Source organism: Shewanella sp. AC34-MNA-CIBAN-0136, from assembly GCF_040309945.1.
Lineage (GTDB): Bacteria > Pseudomonadota > Gammaproteobacteria > Enterobacterales > Shewanellaceae > Shewanella.
In genome coordinates this window covers 138633-161009 of record NZ_JBEOPJ010000007.1, presented here as the reverse complement: position 1 = coordinate 161009, position 22377 = coordinate 138633, and the positions used below count along the sequence as shown (strand labels likewise).

21 protein-coding genes are annotated in these 22377 nt (G+C 42.9%); 8 read left to right on the top strand and 13 right to left on the bottom strand.

Annotated features, from left to right (window positions below):
* The first annotated feature begins 67 nt into the window (after positions 1-67).
* The 7 genes from rpsA to AAEY94_RS09190 all read left to right on the top strand — a co-directional run bounded on the left by rpsA (position 68) and on the right by AAEY94_RS09190 (position 5979).
* Positions 68-1735, top strand: coding sequence for a 30S ribosomal protein S1 (gene rpsA, locus AAEY94_RS09220; RefSeq protein WP_059743635.1), 1668 nt, complete (start codon positions 68-70; stop codon positions 1733-1735).
* 77 nt (positions 1736-1812) lie between these two features.
* Positions 1813-2100, top strand: coding sequence for an integration host factor subunit beta (gene ihfB, locus AAEY94_RS09215; RefSeq protein ID WP_011637578.1), 288 nt, complete (start codon positions 1813-1815; stop codon positions 2098-2100).
* A gap of 122 nt (positions 2101-2222) precedes the next feature.
* Positions 2223-2519: a LapA family protein gene (locus AAEY94_RS09210; protein WP_162023219.1), complete on the top strand. Its 297-nt coding sequence runs from the start codon at positions 2223-2225 to the stop codon at positions 2517-2519.
* A 1-nt stretch (position 2520) separates the two neighbouring features.
* Positions 2521-3681, top strand: a complete 1161-nt coding sequence (gene lapB, locus AAEY94_RS09205) for a lipopolysaccharide assembly protein LapB (protein WP_101087089.1) — start codon at positions 2521-2523, stop codon at positions 3679-3681.
* Positions 3682-3749: 68 nt separating this feature from the next.
* Positions 3750-4448 (top strand): orotidine-5'-phosphate decarboxylase, encoded by a 699-nt coding sequence (gene pyrF / locus AAEY94_RS09200; RefSeq protein ID WP_335691994.1) that lies wholly within the window; start codon positions 3750-3752, stop codon positions 4446-4448.
* A gap of 109 nt (positions 4449-4557) precedes the next feature.
* The gene (locus AAEY94_RS09195; protein ID WP_101087091.1) at positions 4558-5400 is read left to right on the top strand and encodes an SDR family oxidoreductase; all 843 of its coding nucleotides are present in this window, start codon (positions 4558-4560) and stop codon (positions 5398-5400) included.
* Positions 5401-5427: 27 nt separating this feature from the next.
* Positions 5428-5979 (top strand): DUF2058 domain-containing protein, encoded by a 552-nt coding sequence (locus AAEY94_RS09190; protein ID WP_350978530.1) that lies wholly within the window; start codon positions 5428-5430, stop codon positions 5977-5979.
* Between the two features lie 79 nt (positions 5980-6058).
* On the opposite strand, the gene AAEY94_RS09185 is transcribed toward AAEY94_RS09190, so the two are convergent.
* Positions 6059-6994 carry a hypothetical protein gene (locus AAEY94_RS09185; protein ID WP_350978528.1) on the bottom strand — a complete coding sequence of 312 codons (936 nt, stop codon included), beginning with the start codon at positions 6992-6994 and terminating at the stop codon, positions 6059-6061.
* A 332-nt stretch (positions 6995-7326) separates the two neighbouring features.
* Between AAEY94_RS09185 and AAEY94_RS09180 the strand changes: the two genes are divergently transcribed.
* Positions 7327-9084 (top strand): acyl-CoA dehydrogenase C-terminal domain-containing protein, encoded by a 1758-nt coding sequence (locus AAEY94_RS09180; protein WP_350978527.1) that lies wholly within the window; start codon positions 7327-7329, stop codon positions 9082-9084.
* Between the two features lie 199 nt (positions 9085-9283).
* Here AAEY94_RS09180 and AAEY94_RS09175 read toward each other — a convergent pair whose 3' ends face one another.
* The 12 genes from AAEY94_RS09175 to hyaA all read right to left on the bottom strand — a co-directional run bounded on the left by AAEY94_RS09175 (position 9284) and on the right by hyaA (position 21846).
* Positions 9284-9448, bottom strand: coding sequence for a hypothetical protein (locus AAEY94_RS09175; RefSeq protein WP_350978526.1), 165 nt, complete (start codon positions 9446-9448; stop codon positions 9284-9286).
* 79 nt (positions 9449-9527) lie between these two features.
* Positions 9528-9872, bottom strand: a complete 345-nt coding sequence (locus AAEY94_RS09170) for a hydrogenase maturation nickel metallochaperone HypA/HybF (protein ID WP_162023214.1) — start codon at positions 9870-9872, stop codon at positions 9528-9530.
* Positions 9872-10879 (bottom strand): hydrogenase expression/formation protein HypE, encoded by a 1008-nt coding sequence (gene hypE, locus AAEY94_RS09165; protein ID WP_162023213.1) that lies wholly within the window; start codon positions 10877-10879, stop codon positions 9872-9874. Before hypE ends, AAEY94_RS09170 begins: the two co-directional genes overlap by 1 nt.
* The gene (gene hypD, locus AAEY94_RS09160; protein WP_101087097.1) at positions 10869-11996 is read right to left on the bottom strand and encodes a hydrogenase formation protein HypD; all 1128 of its coding nucleotides are present in this window, start codon (positions 11994-11996) and stop codon (positions 10869-10871) included. Before hypD ends, hypE begins: the two co-directional genes overlap by 11 nt.
* Entirely contained in the window at positions 11993-12235 is a 243-nt protein-coding gene (locus AAEY94_RS09155) for a HypC/HybG/HupF family hydrogenase formation chaperone (protein ID WP_011637566.1), read from the bottom strand. The genes hypD and AAEY94_RS09155 overlap by 4 nt, the downstream gene beginning before the upstream one ends.
* A 2-nt stretch (positions 12236-12237) precedes the next feature.
* Positions 12238-12957: a hydrogenase nickel incorporation protein HypB gene (hypB, locus tag AAEY94_RS09150; RefSeq protein WP_059743617.1), complete on the bottom strand. Its 720-nt coding sequence runs from the start codon at positions 12955-12957 to the stop codon at positions 12238-12240.
* Between the two features lie 286 nt (positions 12958-13243).
* Entirely contained in the window at positions 13244-15652 is a 2409-nt protein-coding gene (gene hypF / locus AAEY94_RS09145) for a carbamoyltransferase HypF (RefSeq protein ID WP_350978522.1), read from the bottom strand.
* 55 nt (positions 15653-15707) lie between these two features.
* Positions 15708-17747 (bottom strand): NiFe hydrogenase, encoded by a 2040-nt coding sequence (locus tag AAEY94_RS09140; protein WP_350978520.1) that lies wholly within the window; start codon positions 17745-17747, stop codon positions 15708-15710.
* A complete protein-coding gene (locus tag AAEY94_RS09135; RefSeq protein WP_350978518.1) occupies positions 17734-18288 on the bottom strand; it encodes a HyaD/HybD family hydrogenase maturation endopeptidase in 555 nt (184 codons plus the stop codon). Before AAEY94_RS09135 ends, AAEY94_RS09140 begins: the two co-directional genes overlap by 14 nt.
* Positions 18289-18303: 15 nt before the next feature.
* Positions 18304-18972, bottom strand: a complete 669-nt coding sequence (gene cybH, locus AAEY94_RS09130) for a Ni/Fe-hydrogenase, b-type cytochrome subunit (protein WP_101087101.1) — start codon at positions 18970-18972, stop codon at positions 18304-18306.
* Between the two features lie 31 nt (positions 18973-19003).
* A complete protein-coding gene (gene hyaB, locus AAEY94_RS09125) occupies positions 19004-20707 on the bottom strand; it encodes a nickel-dependent hydrogenase large subunit (RefSeq protein ID WP_182743494.1) in 1704 nt (567 codons plus the stop codon).
* A gap of 2 nt (positions 20708-20709) precedes the next feature.
* Positions 20710-21846: a nickel-dependent hydrogenase small subunit gene (hyaA, locus tag AAEY94_RS09120; protein ID WP_101087103.1), complete on the bottom strand. Its 1137-nt coding sequence runs from the start codon at positions 21844-21846 to the stop codon at positions 20710-20712.
* Positions 21847-22377: the final 531 nt, after the last annotated feature.

The window sequence follows — 22377 nt, the reverse complement described above, 5'->3', positions numbered from 1 at the left end:
CGAATAATATTACTAGACTCCACATCTAGGATGGATGGTGGTTTATTTAATGAAAGTAACCTAAAACATGACTGAATCTTTTGCTGATCTATTTGAACAATCCCTTCAAACCCTAGAGTTCCGTCCAGGTTCTATCGTCCGTGGTACAGTTGTTGCCATCGAAAACGGTATGGTACTTGTTGACGCTGGTCTTAAGTCTGAAAGCCCAATCAATGCTGACGAATTCAAAAACGCACAAGGCGTTTTAGAAATCCAAGTAGGTGATGAAGTTGACGTAGCCCTTGACTCTGTTGAAGATGGTTTCGGTGAGACTCAATTGTCTCGCGAAAAAGCTAAGCGTCATGAAGCTTGGATCGTTCTAGAAAAAGCGTACGAAGATGCTGAAACTGTAATCGGTATCATCAATGGTAAAGTTAAAGGTGGTTTCACTGTTGAATTAAACGGTATCCGTGCCTTCTTACCAGGTTCTCTAGTTGACGTGCGCCCAGTTCGCGACACCGCTCACTTAGAGTACAAAGAATTAGAATTCAAAGTTATCAAGCTTGACCAGAAGCGCAACAACGTTGTTGTTTCTCGTCGTGCAGTTATCGAATCTGAAAGCAGTGCTGAACGTGATACTCTTCTTGAGAATCTACAAGAAGGTCAAGCTGTTAAAGGTATCGTTAAAAACCTTACTGACTACGGTGCATTCGTAGACTTAGGTGGTGTTGACGGTCTTTTACATATCACTGATATGGCTTGGAAACGTGTTAAGCACCCATCTGAAATCGTTAATGTTGGTGACGAAATCAACGTTAAAGTTCTTAAGTATGACCGTGAACGTACTCGCGTATCACTAGGTCTTAAGCAACTTGGCGAAGATCCATGGTTAGAAATCAGCAAGCGCTACCCAGAAAGCACACGTCTTACTGGTCGCGTAACTAACCTAACTGACTACGGTTGTTTCGTTGAAATCGAAGAAGGTGTTGAAGGTTTAGTACACGTTTCTGAAATGGATTGGACTAACAAGAACATTCACCCATCTAAAGTTGTTAACTTAGGTGATGAAGTTGAAGTGTTAGTACTAGACATCGATGAAGAGCGTCGTCGTATTTCTCTAGGCCTTAAACAGTGTAAAGTTAACCCATGGGATGACTTCGCAACTCGTTACAACAAAGGCGACAAAGTATCTGGTAAGATCAAGTCAATCACTGACTTCGGTATCTTTATCGGTCTTGACGGTGGAATCGATGGTCTTGTTCACTTATCTGACATTTCTTGGAACGGTACTGGCGAAGACGCAGTTTCTGAATACAAGAAAGGCGATGAGATCCATGCTGTAGTTCTTTCAGTAGACCCAGAGCGTGAGCGCATCAGCCTAGGTGTTAAGCAAACTGAAGATGATCCATTCAACGCATACTTAGCTGACAAGAAGAAAGGCACCGTAGTTCACGGTACTGTTTCTGCTGTTGACGCAAAAGGTGTTACAGTTGAATTAGCAGAAACAGTTGAAGGTTACATTCGTGTAGCTGACATCTCTGCAGACCGCATCGAAGACGCATCTACTGTATACTCAGTTGGTGATGCAATCGAAGCTAAGTTCATGGGTGTAGATCGTAAGAACCGTTCTATCAGCTTATCTATCAAAGCGAAAGATGAAGCTGAACAGAAAGAAGCGATTGCTACTTTGAACAAGCAAGACGATGTTGTAATGAGCAGCGCAATGGCTGAAGCCTTTAAAGCAGCTCGTAAGTAATCGAAAATCGTCTGTTGTATGGGGACTTTGTCCCCATTAGGCGACTGTGTTTGGCTTGATAATATGGGATAGCTAAGATGACAAAATCTGAACTTATCGAAAAACTCGCCACTAGGCAGTCGCAACTGTCGGCGAAAGAAGTGGAAAGTGCAATCAAAGAAATGTTGGAGCAAATGGCGACAACATTAGAAACCGGTGATCGTATAGAAATCCGTGGATTTGGTAGTTTTTCACTTCACTATCGTGCGCCTCGTACGGGTCGTAATCCAAAAACAGGAACCTCTGTTGACTTGGAAGGCAAGTATGTACCGCACTTTAAGCCGGGAAAAGAGCTGCGCGAACGTGTCGATGCTGTTAATCCTTGATTAACGCTTGAATAAAAAGCCTCCTATTGGAGGCTTTTTTGTATCTAATGGCAGTCAATGCTGGTCAGCCCAGTAAATTTCTTGGATAATCATTATATTGATGCACCTTCATGGAGAATAGCGTGAGATCATTTATTGTCGTTGTACTGGTTGGATTGATGTTTGTTCTAGCATTATTATTTGGCGCTAAAAATGAACAAGTCGTAACCTTAAGTTACTTTATTGCTGAAGGGCAGTATCGATTGCCTATGGTGCTTGCTGTGGTATTTTTCAGCGGGTTTATTATCAGCTGGATATTTGCAAGTTATCACATCGTAAAGTTAAAACTCGCATTGCGTAAAAGTAACAAAGCGCTTAAAAAGCTCACCGCTGCGGATGCAACCAGTGTAGTTGTAACGCCTAAGGATCAAGCCGCCTAGTATGCTAGAAATCTTGTTCTTGTTATTGCCTATCGCTGCCGGTTATGGATGGTACATGGGACGACGCAGTATTCGTCATAGCGATAGCCAGCAGACTAAAAAATTAAGCCGAGATTATTTTACTGGGCTTAACTTTTTATTGTCGAACGAGTCTGACAAAGCGGTTGATTTATTCATCAGCATGCTCGATGTTGACGATGAAACTATCGACACCCATTTATCGTTAGGTTCGTTATTTCGTAAACGTGGTGAAGTGGATCGTTCCATTCGCATCCATCAAAATTTGATTGCTAGGCCCAGCTTAACCAATGAGCAGCGTGACATTGCGATGATGGAGTTAGGTAAAGATTATATGGCTGCAGGTTTTTATGACCGTGCTGAAGAAATCTTTATTAACTTAGTCAGCCAAGATGACCACAGTGAAGAAGCTGAAACACAACTGCTGTTAATCTACCAAGTGACTAAAGAATGGCAAGACGCCATCAATATCACTAAGCGCCTACCTCGTAAACGTCAGCAAGTGCTTAAATGCACCACGGCCCATTTTTATTGTCAGCTAGCTGATGAAGCCAATAATGATGCTGATAAAATCAAAAAACTACAACAAGCCATTAAACAAGACGCCCAATGCGGCCGTGCTTGGTTAACCTTAGCTAAAATGTATCTTGATGCAGGCCAATTTGAGCTATGTAAGCAGGCGCTACAAGAGTTAAAAGTGGCCGATATTAATTTATTTGCCGATGGTGTTTCAATTGCAAAGCAAGTGTATCGAGATACCCAAGATCCAAATGGTTTTCATGAGCTGCTCGCCAAAGCGATTGCTGATGGCGCGGGAGCCAGTGTAGTAGTTGCACTCGCCGAACATAAAATTAGCCTCGGCCAGCATCAAAGTGCTGAAACCATGATGCTCGATAATTTATATCGTCATCCGACCATGAAAGGCTTTCAGCATTTAATGAAATTACACATTAAACAAGCTGAAGATGGTCAAGCCAAACAAAGTCTGTCCATGCTTGAACAACTTGTTGAACAACAAATTAAATTCCGCCCTAGTTATCGCTGTACTGCCTGTGGTTTCCCTTCTCACGGTTTGTATTGGCATTGTCCATCGTGTAAACAGTGGGGCAGTATCAAGCGAATAAAAGGCCTCGATGGCGAATAACGTCGCCATCACAAGATAGAATCCCTATAATAAATGCATTAACACAAGCTATTGCCGCTGGAGTCCTAATGACTGATAAATCCATTGTAGTCGCCCTCGACTATGACAATAAAAATGACGCATTAACCTTTATTGATAAACTTGACCCAGATATGTGTCGTTTAAAAATCGGCAAAGAGATGTTTACGTTATTCGGACCCGATCTGGTTAAAGACATCCACAGTCGTAATTTTGATTTATTTCTTGATTTAAAATTTCATGATATTCCCAATACGGTTGCAAAAGCCGTTGCCGCCGCTGCTGATTTAGGCGTGTGGATGACCAATGTGCATGCAAGTGGCGGCTTAGCCATGATGCAGGCAGCCAAAAAAGCATTGATACCATTTGGTGAAGATGCACCAATATTGATAGCCGTTACCGTATTAACATCGATGTCAGATGAAGATTTAGTATTACTTGGTATTAATGTCCCTGCATTTGAACATGTACTACGTTTAGCCAAATTGACTCATCAAGCAGAGTTAGACGGGGTTGTGTGTTCCGCTCAAGAAGCTAAATTGCTTAAATCATCATTTGGACAAGATTTTACCTTAGTCACGCCGGGGATTAGACCCGCAGGCAGTGATGCTGGTGATCAACATCGCGTCATGACACCACCCCAGGCCATTGCGGCAGGGTCAGATTATTTGGTGATTGGTCGACCTATCACTCAAGCAGCCGATCCATTAGCAGCACTTAAAGCTATTTATCAATCACTGCATGTTTGATTTGTTATCGCGCTAACGGCTAAATTGACTGAGTCATGGACTTGGTCAATCTAGTGGCAAAAGGAAGCTTATCTACATTAACCAAATCACACAGAAATAAGGGATGACTATGTTTGATGACAAAGGGTTTGATAGAACAGGGTTTGATTACACAGGCAAAAATGTTGTTGTGGTTGGCGGTACATCTGGCATTAACCTTCAAGTTGCGATTCAATTTGCTACTGCTGGCGCCAATGTTGCGGTGGCAAGTCGCAGTATTGATAAGGTTAATGCTGCGGTAGAATTACTGAGCCAAGCTAACCCGAACGCCAAACATTTAGGTGTCAGTTTCGATGTACGTGACAACGATGCATTAACGGTTGGTTTTGCAAAAATTGCTGACCTTTACGGTCATATTGATGTGTTAGTGAGTGGCGCAGCGGGTAACTTTCCGGCCAGTGCGGCAAAGCTGTCGAACAATGGCTTTAAATCGGTTATCGATATTGATTTAATTGGCAGTTTTCAAGTATTGAAACAAGCTTATCCATTGTTATCACGCCCGAATGGCAGCATTATTCAAATTTCCGCACCACAAGCGTATATCGCGATGCCTTTACAAGTGCATGTTTGCGCCGCTAAAGCCGGAGTCGATATGTTGACTCGTACATTAGCGTTAGAGTGGGGTGTTGAAGGGATACGAATTAACTCTATCGTACCTGGCCCAATAGAAGATACCGAAGGCTTTAATCGCTTAGCGCCCAGTGAGGAACTGCAACAACGAGTGGCCAATAGTGTGCCGCTAAAACGCAATGGTAAAGGTCAAGATATTGCTAATGCAGCTTTGTTCCTTGCATCTGACATGGCGTCATACATTACCGGTGTTGTTTTGCCTGTTGATGGTGGTTGGTCATTGGGTGGAGCCAGTATTGCAATGACAGAATTAGGCGACATAGCCGCCAAGCACGGTTTATAAAAATCGATAAATTTAAAGGTAAATACCATGGCAAATGCATTACAAGATCAACTGCTTAAAGCAGGTCTTGCCAGTAAACAAAAAGTACGCGATGCAAAAACACAAAAGCGTCGTGACAAAAAAGCCAAAGTTGATGACGGCAGTTCAGAGCTCAAGCAACAAATTGCTGAGCAAAAGTTGCAACAAGCGAAAAAAGATAAAGTATTGAATGAAAAGCGCTTTGCTGAAGCATCTGAAAAAGGTCAAGTACGTGGTTTAATCAGCGAGTTTTCTAAGTTTGCTATTACCGTAGCCCGTGATGCTGAGCTTAAGTTTAACTTCACCTTAGAAAACAAAATTTATTCGGTTTATATTACCGATAAAATCCAAGCTGATTTACTCAATGGCAGTTTAGGCATCGTCCGTTATGAAGATAAAACCTACATCGTGCCGCATAAGCTCGCAGAACGAGTGAAGTTACTTGTTCCACAATGGTGTGGTTACTTATGGGATAAAGCCGCTAAAGATTCTGTTGAGCAGGTGAGTGGAGCCGATGACCCATATGCAGATTATGCAATTCCAGATGATTTAATGTGGTAGTTGGTTACCATTAACCATTAATCATTAACAACAAAACGCCTCTAAATAGAGGCGTTTTTGTTTGGTGCTAACCAATACTTTACGAGTCTGCATTAGCCTGTTTTGCCGTTAACGCGATGACTTGCTGACAATAAGCAAGGTGATGGCGGATAGTATCTAAGTATTGTGATGCTTGATTATCGATAAGGTACCAATAACTGGCTGTTTGTGGATACTGATTATAAAACAAAGACTCTGCCATGATGAGATCGCTTTGGTTAGCATAGGTTAACCATTGCACGCTCGGTAAGTTACTCAAGGCGGCTAACAACGCATATTGCACATCAAGATTGTCAGGTTGTTCAGTCGTCACTTGCAAGGCTAAGCGCTGGGCTATTTTAAATTGCGGATCAGCGTTGTCTGGGGTCAATATATCATTTTGGCGTCGACGAACCGCATCGCTCAATAGAACCTCAAACGGATTAATATCAACGGGTTCAGCTTCGTGAAGCAATAGGATAGAGGCATCATCTACAAACAATTCGGGCCACTGAATATTATTACTGGTGAGTTGCAAACCTAGTGCAATACGACGCTCACCTAACCAATTATGCACCATGCAAGGCAAATGCTCTGAAGCAGGCATGTCATCGGGTCTCGCTAAAGACGGTAATAAAGACATACGTTGTACATTGACCTGTTTTGCCATCAACGACATCAATAAAATGGTCACCAATCCCGAAGATGGCCAGCAGTTAAGTTGTCCTTCGAGTTTTTCACCCACTTCGGTTAGCAATGAAACTAATTGATTGTCATCTAAACTATTACTGACAACGAAGGCCTGATGCGAACCAGCATAAGGACCATTACAAATGTTAATAACGTTATCGGCATCATGTTCAGTCCCATTGAAAATAAAAGTATGTCCAATGTCGGCTGGTTGCCAATCGCCATGTGCATTACCAATGACGGTGATCTGTTGATAGTGCTCAGATAGGGAAGATGATGGGGGGATCTCGTCAGTACGTGTATGCATAAAAGTGCTGTTCGCTATGGTTTATTACTAGAGTTTAATATTCGTGTTTAATTCTGTGGCTTAATACTTGGGTTTGGACCTATTGGGTCGTAACATAAAGTTCAAAAAGACCAAAGATCTCAATCAAATAAGCTGCTAACTCAAGGATCGTACGGCTAATTGTAACTCATTGGAACCCTATTGGGCTGAGAAACGTAAACTATCGAGATAAAGGCTCGCTCTAGCCGACATTCGTCAAATTATGGTTAGATAATTGCTAAAAAGCTTTTCTTTTTGTAGCGCTTTAGTATAAATTAAAACAACTGTTTTAATTATTTGTTTAAGAGACTCTTATGAACCCATACCAAGCCCCGTTAAAGGACATGCAATTCTTGTTGGAACAGGTATTTGATGCCCAAGCTACATGGGAACAACTTCCAGCTATGGCAGATGTTGTCGACATGGATACTGCATTAGCCATTCTAGATGAAGCGAATAAGATCAGCCGTGATCTGCTTCACCCTTTAAATCGCAGTGGTGATGAGCAAGGTGTGGTTCATAAAGGTAATGACATTATTACTCCTGATGGCTTTAAAGAAGTGTATCAGCAGTTTTCAGAAGGCGGCTGGGTAGGGCTTTGTGGTGAGTCAGATTTTGGTGGCATGGGCATGCCAAAAATGCTTGGCGTGTTAGTGGATGAAATGAATTACAGCTCGTGTAATTCGTTTACATTATATAACTCACTGACCGCTGGTGCAGCGTTATGTATTAACGCACATGCCAATGAAGAATTAAAACAAACTTATTTACCTAATCTATATTCTGGCCAATGGGCTGGTGCAATGGACATGACTGAGCCACATGCTGGTTCTGATTTAAAAGGTATTCGTACCAAAGCAGAACCGCTTGATGATGGCAGTTATTCTATTACCGGTAACAAGATTTTTATTACCGGCGGCGATCATGACTTAACTGAAAACGTCATTCATTTAGTACTCGCAAAACTTTCAGGCTCGAATGGCATATCATTGTTTGTCGTGCCTAAAATCAGCGTTAATGCCGATGGTAGCTTAGGCGAAGCCAATAGTGTTACGGTGGGTTCTATTGAACACAAAATGGGTCTTAAAGCGTCTGCTACCTGTGTGATGAACTATGATAACGCCAAAGGCTTCTTAGTTGGCGAGCCTGACCGCGGTTTAGTGTGTATGTTCACTATGATGAACTACGAGCGTTTAGCCATTGGTTTACAAGGTCTAGGTAACGCACAAGCGGCTTATCAAATGGCAACAGACTATGCTAAAGATCGCCTACAGGGTGTTGCTGCTGCAGGTTCAGCGACTGGCGCAACGTCCGATCCTATTATTGTGCATGGCGATGTACGCCGCATGTTACTCACTATCCGTGCGATGACGGAAGCGGGCCGAGCATTATCGGTTTATACCGGTAAGCAGTTGGATTTAGCAAAGTATGCCAGTGGCGATGTGCAAGCTAAAGCGGCTAGGTACGTTGGTTTGCTTACACCTGTTTCAAAAGCATTTTTAACCGACCGCGGTTTAGATGCCACGGTTATGGGTCAGCAAGTGTTTGGCGGTCATGGTTATATTCGTGAAACCGGTATCGAGCAATTTGTTCGTGATACCCGTATTGCACAAATATACGAAGGCACTAACGGTATTCAAGCTATCGACTTTTTAGGCCGTAAAATTACTTACGATAATGTCGCCACTTTGACTGAATTTGTTGCTGAAGTGAATGCAAGTATTGCGCAATTAACTCAGGCTAATACTGAGCATAAAGCGGTGGTAAGCCAAGTGTTTGCGGAGTTACTCACAACAGCTAACTACGTCAATGACAACAAGAAAACTCAACCAGCATTAGTTAACGCTTGTGCTGTCGACTTCTTAGATGCCTTTGGTTATGCCTTATACGGTTACTTCTGGCTATTGATGGCTGACAAGGCATCAAGTCATGAAGATGCTAGCTTTGCTGCCCAAAAGCAGTTTGTGGCTGACTTCTATATGGATAAGCTATTATCAAAATCTCAGTATCATTTATCACAAGTTAATCAGGGTGATAAATCGATAATGGCAATGCCTGCAGAAATGTTCTAAGTCTACATTTGCAATGCAACAAGATAATAAGCCTTCCGATGGAAGGCTTATTTGTTTGGCAGCCTTTATATCATCAAGGGTTTAAGCAGCGTTTCAAGCGTTGTGCTAACCAAGGTAAATAACCAACGTTTAATCGCGTTGATCTAGCAAACTATTTTAGCTGTAGCATCGCATAACGTGTTGACTACAGGTTGGGCAATTACTTACTGCGCTTCCAATAGATAAACGCTACAACTGCCACAAGAGCAATGGCGGGTGTTAATTGAATTAAATGGTGAAACAGTCCAACACCACCATGTCCCTCATGCGCCATAGCAATAGATGGAATAGTGGCAAGGATAAAGGCAATTGATAATTTTTTCATGGTGTTGTCCTTGTATTTGTAAGGTTACTCTGGTTATTAGGTTAGGGAATTTCAATATAACGCTTTGATAAATATTGTGTTATGTGTCCATGACAAGCTGCATTAACATCATGTCTTCACCGTCAATCACGGTGGTTTTATTTGACTGGCAAATGGGGCAAACAATGGTTCGTTCATCTACTTGCGATTGTTGTTCGCATTGATTGCACTGCAACACTAATGGTTGAACATTAATAATTAATCTTGCCTCATGACAAACACTGTCTAATTTAAACGTTTCAAAAGCTGTCGACAGTAAGGTTGGCTCAACGCCACTTAACACCCCAATTTTTAGTTCAACTTGCTCAATTCGTGTGGCTTTATGCAGCTGTGCAAGCGCTTCGCATTGTTCCATTAATGACATCACAATCGAGTATTCATGCATTAACAAATCCTTGGCAGTAATTCACCTTGTGGTAAATCTAAATAGCGACTGCTGCCCCAAGGTGTTTGTAGCACCACTTTGCCAGGATGGCGTTCAGTAACATGGCCAATAATTGCTGCGTGTTCACAATGTCCATAGCGCTGCATCACCTCAATAGCCCCTTCGGCGACATCCATTGGCAATGCCATAATAAAGGTGCCCTCATTGGCTAAATCGAAAGGTTCAAAGCCAAATAACTCACATAAGCCTTTTACTTCATCACAAATAGGAATGCAGGCTTCTTCAACATCAATGCCAACGTTCGAGGCTTTGGCCCACTCATTGAGTACCGCAGATAAACCACCGCGGGTCGCATCTCGCATGGCATGAATATCGATATTTGCCACCAGCAGTTGTTCAACAATCGGCCATAGCGTATCGCAGTCACTGCACAAATCAGATTCAAGTGTTAAGCCATCACGGGCCATTAAAATTGCCGCACCATGACAACCAATGTCACGAGAGACAATAATGGCGTCGCCCACTTGTAAATTACGCACTGAAATATTCGGATGTAAAATACGCCCTACACCCGAGGTATTAATAAATAGCCCGTCAGCACAGCCTTTAGGCACCACTTTAGTGTCGCCGCAAACTATCCGCGCGCCTGATTTGTGTAATTCAGCAGCCATGCTATTCACAATAGTGGTTAAGTCATCCAGTGGAAAACCTTCTTCAATAATAAAACTACAGCTTAAATATTCGGGTTGTGCAGCCATCATGGCTAAATCGTTTACCGTGCCGGCAATCGCGAGTTTACCGATATCGCCACCAGCAAAAAATAACGGTGAAACGGTAAAAGAGTCAGTGGTAAAAGCAATATGACCACACATATTCAGTTTGGCGGCGTCTTCTTGCGAAGTTAAAATCGGATTATCAAAGGCTTTAAAAAACAAATCGTGGATCAATTGATCCATTTCTTTACCGCCACCACCGTGGCTAAGTTGAATCGTCTTTTTAGATGGCATGATTTACTTCTCCGTAGCGGTAATAAGCATTACACGCGCCCTCTGAGCTAACCATGCAGCTGCCCAGCGGTGTTTGTGGTGAGCAGCCTCGGCCAAACACTTTGCAGTCTTTAGGGTTGGCTAAGCCTCGCAAAATATCGCCACACATACAGGCTTTATGGTCATCAATTTCGGTTGTCGGCAATACTTTTGCATAAATGCGTTCGGCATCGCGATGATGATATTCAGGACGCAGTGTCAGTGCCGAATTGGCAATAGGCCCTAATCCACGCCAGCGAAAGCTGTCGCGGACCATAAAATATTTGTCGACCAGCTGTTGAGCGGCAATGTTGCCCTCGTAACTCACTGAGCGGCTGTATTGGTTATCAAGCTCCGCTTTGCCAGCCACTTTTTGGCGCACAATACGTAAAATGGATTCCATCACATCTACCGGTTCAAACCCAGACACCACAACAGGGGTTTTGTATTGGTCGACAGTTGATTGGTAGATTTGAGCCCCACTAATCACGCTGACGTGAGCAGGACCGATAAAAGCGTTCACTTTACTGCGGCTATCAGACATCACGGCATCAATGGCGGGTGGAACCAGCACATGATTAATATGAAACAAGATATTGTCTATTTTCAGTGCTTCAGCCTGTGCCAGTAAGGCGGCAGTCATGGGCGTCGAGGTTTCAAAACCAATAGCGAAAAAAATCACGGTTTTGTCAGGATTATCTTGGGCAATTTTTAAGGTATCCAATGGATCGTATATAGGCCTAATATCGCAGCCTTTAGCGCGAAACTGCGCCAAGCTGCCCATTGAACCTGGCACTCTGATCATGTCGCCCAAGGTGACTAAAATGGTATCGGCTTGAGAGGCAAGGGTAGCGGCATGGTCAATTCGCTCTTTAGGCATAACGCACACTGGGCAACCCGGACCGTGAATAAAGTGAATATTGTCGGGTAAAAGCTGTAATAAACCGTACTTCATAATGGTATGGGTGTGGCCACCACACACTTCCATAATGTTTATTTGCTCAGTCGTTTTAGCCGCTTGTTGAGCAATCAATTGCGCTAAATGACGAATAGTCTGAGGATCTCGAAACCCTTGATAAAAGTCATTGAGGCTAATCATTGCTCAGACTCCAATTCCATCTCAGCGACAATTTGTTGATATAAATCGAGGCTTTCTTGTGCATCATTGTGGTCAATTTTATTCATCACAAAACCGATGTGAATCAATACAAAGTCGCCTAATGCCAACGGATCGCATATTAAATGACAACTCACACGACGTTTAACACCAAGCGTATCAACAGTGACTGTTGCATCATCATGAATTTCAACTACTTTTGACGGAACTGATAAGCACATAGCTAATATTCCTTATGTTCATCAAACCACGTTGCTAATACTTTCATCGAATCAGGATTTTTCACTGATACAACGAGTAATTCCACATCTGGGTTTAATTTACTTAACTGTGCTTTGGCTTCGTCAATACTAAAGTCAAAGTAAGGAAGTAGGTCAGATTTGGTGATAACCACTAAGTCAGCTCGGCGGAACATCACCGGATACTTCTCAATTTTATCGTCACCTTCAGGCACTGATAACAACACAATATTTTTATGGGTGCCAACATCATAACTGGCAGGACACACAAGATTACCGACGTTCTCAACGAAGCAAATATCAACATCATCTAAATTAATGTGATGCAGTGCACCGTGAACCATAAATGCATCGAGGTGACAGGCAGAGCCAGTTTGAATTTGATAGGCGTTGATACCCTTGGCAATTAAACGGTCGGCATCGCGTGAGGTTTCAAGGTCGCCTTCGATCACGGCATAGCGAGCATCAAGGTATTCATGTAAACATTCTAAAAGACTGGTTTTACCGCTGCCAGGACTACTCATTAGATTAAAGGCGCTGACCTGATGAGCCGCAAAATGATCACGATTATGTTGTGCTTCGACATCATTTTTATCCAATATTTTATGGATAACTGCTAAGGTCTTTTTATCGTTAAGCTGAGGATTACTATGAAGAGTATGGTCATGATCATGGGTAATTGAACAGCCGCAATCTTTACACATGTTATGTTCCTTAACCTTGTTGTTATTCTTATTAACTAGTGTCGGTTAAGTGGATTAAGGATTCTTTGATACACATCAGTTTTTGCAATAAACACTGTGAACAACAGTGTTATTGCGTTAATTATGTGACCAAAGCCACAATTATCTGAAGGTCAACATTGATGTAGCATTGCAGCGTTAGCGATACCGGCTGCTAGCCGGATTATGATAAAAATTAATCTATTCAAGTTACTTACAGTGGTTAAATTGTCATTAGTATTTGATACACCTAAGTCTAAGTCTAAGCCTACGCCATGTGATGTATGGCATACCACAATTGACCTAATGCAATACCACCGTCATTAATGGGAATATGGCCACTGGGCAAAACTTGCCGTTGGCCACGTTTACAATCATAAATGCACTGGCTTAGTAAGGTTTTGTTTTGAAATACACCACCACAAAATACCTGCGGTAACTGGGGATATTGTTGCCCAATCTTATCCAATTGCTGGCTAATCGCATTGATAAAATGCCAACATATTTGTTGGTTAATTAAAGGGTTATGTGAGCTTTCCACAGCACAGTTAACTAATTGAGTGATAAAGTCGCTACTGTGCCATTGAATCGGTTGTGAGCCAGTGTCGCTTATGGTGTTGAGTACAGGTAAAGGTTCAATATTTGACTTGCAATTATAGGCATTGGCTGCCGTTTCAATCATCATTCCCGCTTGGCCTTCGTACTGCGAGCTACCAATAAAGCCTAACGCCACCGCAAGAGCATCAAATAAACGTCCAACGGATCGACATTCAATACAATGGCTATTGTTACGCCACAGCTGATACAAATTAGTGACAGTTTTGCTGCCCAAATCGGCTATAGCGGCAATCGGGAGTAAAAGTACTTGTTCAAGTGGCATCTGTTCAAACAATAATGCCAGCAGAATTCTAACCGGGTGTTTAATGGCTTGTTCACCGCCAATGAGCTTAAAGCAACTAAAGTGGGCCACAGTGGTAAAACCGTTAACATCAGCCAGCATCACTTCGCTGCCCCATAATGCACCGTCATCACCTAAGCCTGTGCCATCAAAACTGAATCCTAATACTTGCTCAGTGCGTTGGTGCATCGCCATAACCGACAACACATGGGCGAAATGGTGTTGTATGCCAATACAATGAGATGGCAAAAGGTGATGTTCCGATTGGTAATTTTCCGCCCATTGTGTCGGCGCATATTGCGGGTGATTATCATGCACAATATGACTCGGGTTGAAGTCATACAAACGCTTAAACGTCGCTAAGCTTTGGCTAAAATATTGCTCTGCTTCAAGGCTGAATAAATCACCAATGTGCGGTGATACAATCAAATTATCGGCAAAACCAAATGCGACCGTGTTTTTTTGTTGTGCGCCAACAGCCAACACGCTGTTTTGGCTGTTTGATAGCATTGGTGTATGCAAATTAATGGTTAGCGGCGCATAACCGCGAGCCAATCGAATCACTTGCAGTTGCCCGTCAATCACTTGTACCACACTGTCATCACAAGCATTAATAATCGGCCGATTATGGTCGAGTATCCCATCAACTACATGGCTTAAATACTGTTCAATGTCAGCCTGATTACCAATAATGGGTTCACCGCTGCGATTGGCGCTAGTCGCTACAATGGGTTTCTGTAATCGCTGCATCAATAAATGATGTAATGGTGTGTAGGGTAAAAATACTCCAAGGCGATCAATACCCGGCGCTAGCAATGGACTCAGTATGATCGGCCCATTATTTGATCCATCATCTTTACCATTACCACTGTTATCATTACTAACAACACGTTTGGTCATCAAAGTAATCGGCTTCTCAGGGCTGGTTAACACTTGCCATTCCGTTTCAGTACCGCTGACACATAATTTTGCTTGGGCTAAGTTGGTCACCATTATCGCTAATGGCTTAGCGAGGCGTTGTTTACGTTCGCGCAGGGCTGCAACCGCATCGTTATTGGTGGCATCACACACCAAATGAAACCCGCCTAAACCTTTAATGGCGATGATGCCACCACGGTTTATCATTTCAACGGCTTGCTCTAATGCTATTAACATCGATGAATCATAAAGACATTCAGCATGAGCATTGATGACGCTAAAGGTTAACTGTGGGCCACAATGTGGGCAACTGACAGGTTGGGCATGGTAGCGTCGATTCATTGGGTTGGTATAAGCGGCGTGGCAATCTTCGCACATCTCAAAATCAGCCATGGCGGTGTTGCATCGGTCATAAGGCAGGGCGTTAATAATGGTATAGCGCGGACCGCAATTGGTGCAATTAGTAAACGGATATTGATAGTGGCGGTTTTGAGGGTCATTAATGTCGTTAAGACAATCTCGGCAAATACTCATGTCGGCCGAAATAGCCACATTTGCATGCTCGTCAGATGAGGCATGGCTTTCAATAATACTAAATTTGTCAAACAAACTTAATTGAGTTTGATGAGTAACCTCAATGGCATCAATTCGCGCTAATGGCGGAGGAGATTTAGCTAATGTATCGATAAACTGTTCAATCTGTTCGCTATTACCCTGTAAAACAATCGTCACCCCAAGGTGATTATTCAGCACACTACCGAGTAAAGTTAACTGATGTGCCAAACGAAACACAAAGGGGCGAAAACCAACCCCTTGTACAATACCTTTAACAATAATGGTAACTTGCTGTAATGGTTTCATAAGGACTCAATCTCATACAAGGATAAGCAATAACTGATATACCTTAAGATACCTTTTATCCACGTCTTTGTTTGAGATATAGCCCACCAATTGCGATATTAACGCCATCTAAATCCAGTAATGGATTAACCAGCAGCGGAAAGTTTTTACCAATGCGTAATTGCACCCGATCAGTTAACACCGGATTAGCAAATTCGCTTCCTGCAATCACTAATTGTTTTACGCCAATATTTTGATCTAAATGTTCAACCCAATGGCTTAAGTAGTCGGCAAACGAGTCATGAAATGCAAACGCAAGTTTTGCTAAGTTAGTCTCGCCTGCCAACTTGAAACTCATTAACGAGCCCAATGTTTTACACCAATTAAGGCTACGATGTGCGGCACCTTTGGTGAGTGGAAAGTCAATGCGTGGTGCATTGTTGCCATGATGCGCCATCGCTAAAGCAATAAATTTATCGGCAAGTTCGGTTACCGTCACACGTTGAGCGGTTTCTACTGGATAGGCACCAATAATCAGGGTAGCAACAGCCATTAGCTGAGACAATGCACCATCGTTGGCTTGAATGTGCAGGTCCAATAATTGATTATATTCGGCGGGAAATAATTGTTTAAACTTATCTAACAGGCTTTTTTGAGGAGACTCAGACAAACTATGACAAATCTCATAACCTGTTGTCGGCAACGTCGGTAATTGGAAAAATAACTCAGGCTTACTTTGGCTGTCGAGGGTGACAATTTGGCAAGTATTTTGTTGGCTGAAATACAATACCGCAGCATGCTTAACAAATTGTGCTTTATGATGATTTTTATTGGGGTCACAGCGCAGTACCGCGGCATTTAACGCACATAAGCTGGTAGTAATATCGTTAGTGATCGTGCTCGAATCATCTGCTAAAGAGCTTGCTAAAACAGCTGGTACAGCTAACGGTGAAGCTGACTGTGAATTAGAAGATTTAGCACCGTTGTCACTCACTCGCCAATTAATGTCAGTTGTAGAACTTTGAACCGTAAACGTATGCAGATCATCTTGGTAATGATGCTCATCATGCAAACAGGTTACGTTAGTGGGTAACGGTATGGTGTCATTACCTAGGGTGGTAATGGGTAACCATTGTTGATTAACACTGGCCAAACGCAGCGGCTTATTGAGCAAGGCTTCTTGGCTAGTATGCTGGTCAATATCATGAGTGACATGCAACCAATTAATGCCTTTTTGGCGTAACACTTCCGTGAGTATCACTAACAAACGATTTTCAGCAAATTGAATTTCATACAGTGGCGCTAATAAACTGGGGTGATCACTACTTGGTCGTACTCTTAGTAACGGTTTTTCGATGCTAGATAATGCCAACACTTGGCTGTCATTAACAATAAAATGGCTATTTAAAGAATTGGGATTACAGACTAATATTCGCGGCCGTTGATATTTTATTGTTGTGGTTATTGCGGTTATAGGCGCATTGGTCTGTGATGAGTTTATGCGTTGATCATCTGCATTTTGCGATATTGTTGAGGGGAGTATGGTTGAGGATTGTATGGTTGAGGAGAATATGGCCGCGGGTGGGGTTAACCACAACGTGATCCCAAGAATAGGTAAGGGTAGAGACTTATGGCTTAGTAGGCGGTTTGCCATCGCTGTGATGTCGGCCTGAGTTAACGATTTTTCATCGCGACTGAGTTTTTCATGTCCCATACAATGATGACATTGCAGATTAATATCACCAAAAGAGGAATGTTGATTATCGCCAAATTGTGGTTGGCAATGCTGACAAAAATACAGCGGTAAACCAGAATAAAGCGGTTTAATCTTAAATGGTTTTCGCTGTCCGCTGTGTTGCTCAATCCGCTGAATGTGAGTGTCAAGTAACCAAACGGATAACAAAAAATCACTGGCAATCTCATCGGCTAACGCTTCAAGTTGCGCTTGGGTAGCAAAGGCCTCAATAAAGTAACGTATTTTACTGGTTTGAGGCTCGGATTCAGCACCAATACTGATATTAAATTCGTTGCGCTCCAGGTATTGATTACACAAGTGCTCATATAAGGGCACATGGCGTTGGCATACAAAATCAAATCGAATGTTATGCATCGACATAGCAACCTCGCTTATAGGCGTCAGGAATCACCTCATCAATAGTAATATCAGCCACAATCTGCTGGCTAAACCCTAAGTCGGTCAAATGGGTTAACAGAGCATGTTCCATTAGCGGAATGGCGGCATGTAAATGTGGTGTAAGCCCCAAAGTCATTGGCTCAATCACGGTCGGGGTAACGCCTAATACAAACGTGTGAGGTCTATCACCCACAATGTCCATCATGTTGAGTGTTTGCAGCATTTCCACTTCATGAGCACTGCCTTGCCAATCAATTTCAGCAGGGGCGTGAGCAAAATCAAAAAAGTACACTTCACCGGGCTCCACACCAACACTATTAACCGTATCGACCACAATCAAATGGTCGTACTGGCTTATCATCGGAATAAGGCCTTGAGCTAGGGTGCCACCGTCGACAATATCTATGCTGTCAGTTTGGTGGCTGAATTGGTATTTGTCTTTGATATAATTGACAAAATGTACGCCGACTCCTTCATCGGCGTACAATACATTGCCTATACCTAACAGCAATATTTTTTTCACAATTATTCATTCATCCTATTTATGTACTTTGTGATAGTCATAACCAGACACAATAGAATCGACTGAATTATGTTTAAAGCGAATACCAGACCACACCGCCATATACATATGGATCACCACAAAGATGATGAAGGCCCATGTTAAGTAATGATGATAAATCCGCAGTGGCGCTAAACCACCACAGAGGCCGGTTATCCATGCCGATACATCACCGAGCATTCCGCCAATACCTAAATGATACACATTGGCGTACAGCACTAAACCGGTGATACACATAATCAAGGCGACAAACGAAATGGCCACATAGGTCATAAACTGTAATGGTCCGTAAACGCCGGCTTTGTCTAAACTGCCCATCCAAAAATAGGATTTTATTTGCGATATCCAGCTTCGAGGCGATAGCACATCTTTAAATGATCGTCTTTCATTGTTAATCCGACTAAAGAAAAACAAGTAAAAACGCACTAAGGTAATACTGGTTAACAAAAATCCAAAAATGATGTGGGCAAAGCGGATCCAACCTTGTACCAATACATCAGTGCTGGCAGGTGCCACTAAAAATGGCCACGAGATATAAAATCCGGTGATCACTAATACCAAAATGGCCAGAGCGCGTAACCAGTGAAATATTCGAATCGCTGGAGTAAATATCAGCTGCCGATTATGGGTTGCAATATGTTCCATACTTTTATCCCTCCTACTCCATTACCTCTGATTAAAACCCATTTGGATCAATTTTAAATTGACCTAGGGTGTGTTTCTTGTAATCCATCACGTGAACGGAACACGCCATACAAGGATCAAAGGAATGAATAATGCGAATGACTTCTAACGGCTTAGTTGGGTCTTCAAGTTTCAAACCAATCAACGAAGCTTCGTATGGGCCCATTTTACCGTTAGCATCCACAGGGCCTGCGTTCCAGGTAGTAGGAACCACAGCTTGGTAGTTTTCGACTTTGGCATCTTTAATGCGGATCCAATGACTTAACATGCCGCGAGGGGCTTCAATCATCGAATAACCTTCGTAAACACGGTCTGGGTCTATTTCAGGTTTAACGTAAGTAGACTGATCCGACTGTATATTCACCAGTAAAGCATCAAAGGTTTGCAAACTGGCCTGGCCAACCAACACCGTTTGCAACATACGTGCAGCAGTACGGCCTAAAGTGGTAAACAATGCTTCAAGAGGCAAACCAGTGCGAGCTAACAAACCATCAACCGCATTGACCACAACTTGATTGCCACGGGCATAGTTAACCAACAAACACGCTAGTGGGCCTACTTCAATCGCTTCATCTTGGTAACGCGGAGACTTAACCCACGAGTATTTACCATCGCCATTAATGGTGGGTAATTTGCCATACACAGTGTCGCGCTCAATAAACCCGGTGTAATCAGGAATGGTGGTTCCTTGATATGGATGTTGCGGACCATCAGCTTTATACCAGGCGTGAGTCACATCTTCTTTAATCAAGCTCGGGTCGATATCCAATACATTGGCTAAATCACCGTTTAAAATGACCCCTTGGTTAAATAAGTACTCGCCATCGGTTGTAATAAAATCTTCACCGCACAAGAAACTGTTAACATTTACGCCGCCAAGTACACTGGCTTCTGTACCAAATGCTTCTGCTGCCATCACAATATCGGCTTGGTAAGCTCGCTCAATAAAGTCTTGCACGATAGCGTGCTTTTGTTTCCATTCTTGTAAACGGGCAGGGCTTAACATGTCTCGTACTGAGGTTATGCCGCCCACAACAATAGACTGTGGATGTGGCGATTTGCCGCCAAAAATAGCTAACATTTCAGCTGCCACACGTTGTACTTCAAGTGCTTTTAAATAATGCGATAACGCAATGAGGTTTTGCTCAGGGGTAAAACGATAAGTACCATTACCCCAATAGGCATTGGCAAATGGACCCAGTTTTCCGGTTTCGACCAAGCCTTTTACGCGTGCCTGTACCGCTTTTAATTCACCTTCACCGGCAGCAATCGGTGCATCAGAGTAATTCATTGCCACTTTAGCCGCTAAGGCTGGGTCGGCACTTAATGCTGATACCACATCCACCCAATCCAAACCATGTAGATGATAAAAATGCACAATATGATCATGCATGTAGAGTGATGACTGCATTATGCTGCGCAGGTATTTAGCATTAAGTGGGATCTTAACCCCAAGGGCATTTTCAACGGCCTCAGTGCCGCAACGATAATGCGAATAGGTACATACGCCACAAATACGCTGCACAATTAAGCCCACATCCATTGGAGTCCGGCCTTTTAAAATAACCTCAATACCTCGCCATAAGGTCGACGAAGACCAAGCCTTGGTAATGACATTATTGTCATCCACTTCAACTTCGACACGTAAATGGCCTTCGATACGGGTGATAGGGTCGATAACGACACGTTTACTCATGATTATTCCTCCAAAGGCTTAGCAAATACGCTAGCAACTGCATGGGCGCCAATACCAACAACGGTAGCGCCTAAAATGACCGCACCAATGGTGTCTGCGGTGGCATCTATTCCATGTAAAAGTTGGCGTCCTAGCGGTTTTTCAAAGTCCGCCATGTCATCCCAAAAATTCGGCTCAGAGCAACCCATACAGCCATGACCCGCTAACACCGGCCAGCTGGTGTGATGGTTAAAACGCTCAGTAGGGCAGTTGTTGTAGGTATATGGGCCTTTACAGCCGACTTTATAAAGGCAGTAACCTTCTTTAGCACCTTCATCACCAAATTCTTCAACAAACTCACCAGCATCAAAGCGCCCACGACGTTCACAGTTATCATGTACCCGTGCGCCGTAAGCCCATTTAGGACGATTAAACATATCCAGTGCAGGTAACTTACCGAACATAATGAAATACATTAGCGTGCCAACAATGTTCTTTTCGCTCGGAGGGCAACCGCCTAAGTTAATCACAGGTTTATCGACCACTTCGTAAACACCTTTTGCCCCAGTCGGGTTAGGTGCAGCTGCTTGTACACCACCAAAAGCAGCGCAAGTACCAACGGAGATAATCGCGGCAGCATTTTCCGCTGCTTCCTTAACAATGTGTAAACCCGTATGACCTTTACAACCCACGGTTAAAAAGGTGCCGTTATTGGCGGTAGGGACCGCACCTTCAACGGCCAGCAAATACCGACCTTTGTAGGTTTCAAGAGCGTTTTCTAGGTTCTCTTCTGCTTGCCAGCCAGAGGCTGCCATTAAGGTTTCGTGATATTCAAGCGAGATATGATCGAAAATCAATGTGTCGAGGTTGGGCGTGTCGGTACGAATTAATGACTCAGAACAGCCAGTACATTCGGCTAAATGTAACCAAATTAGCGGTACTCGGTCGGCTAATTCAGCCGCTTCGGCAACCAGATTACTAAAGGGTAGGGGCAAGGCAAACATTGCAGTGACCGACGCGGTCCACTTAATGAAGTCTCGACGAGATATCCCAATGTTGGCCATTTTTTGTTGTAGTGACACGGGCTGACGTTGGGCAAATTGGCGTAAATAATCAAGGCGGTCTTGACCCTGTTTATAAAGGGCTGCATGTGTGTCCATGTTGATACCTTCTGCTTAAGTTAGCTCAGTGGCTAATAATTAGTTGCAATCCATCGGTATCAATATTAAAACTCAGCCAAAAATGGTCTTTGATGTAAATCAACTTGTAAGATATTTCCTTAGCATATGTAGGGCTATATCGTCGAATACATGATGTTGATCAAGTTAACAAAAATGAAATCGGACAAATTGTCGCAGATCACCATTTTATTGACGTTATTATTTATAGACTTGCTGATGTTGGCGAGTTAAATCTTGTTCAATCTAGTTGTGTGCGGAGCGAATGCTCGTTGGATACTTATCACTAGCCATCTCCGCCACAGGATAACGTCACGGTTAAACGGCTAATAACTGGTTCTGCTTATTATGAGTGAACTTGTCATCCGTTTGCCGAATACAGAGCAGGTATCATTGATTAAAGAATGCTAATAATGACAACGTACAGCGAAGTAAGCTGGACAAAAAATGCTAATTTATCCATAAGATAAGCTCACAATTTGATTAGACACGGCTTTAACTTTGCGTGTTTTT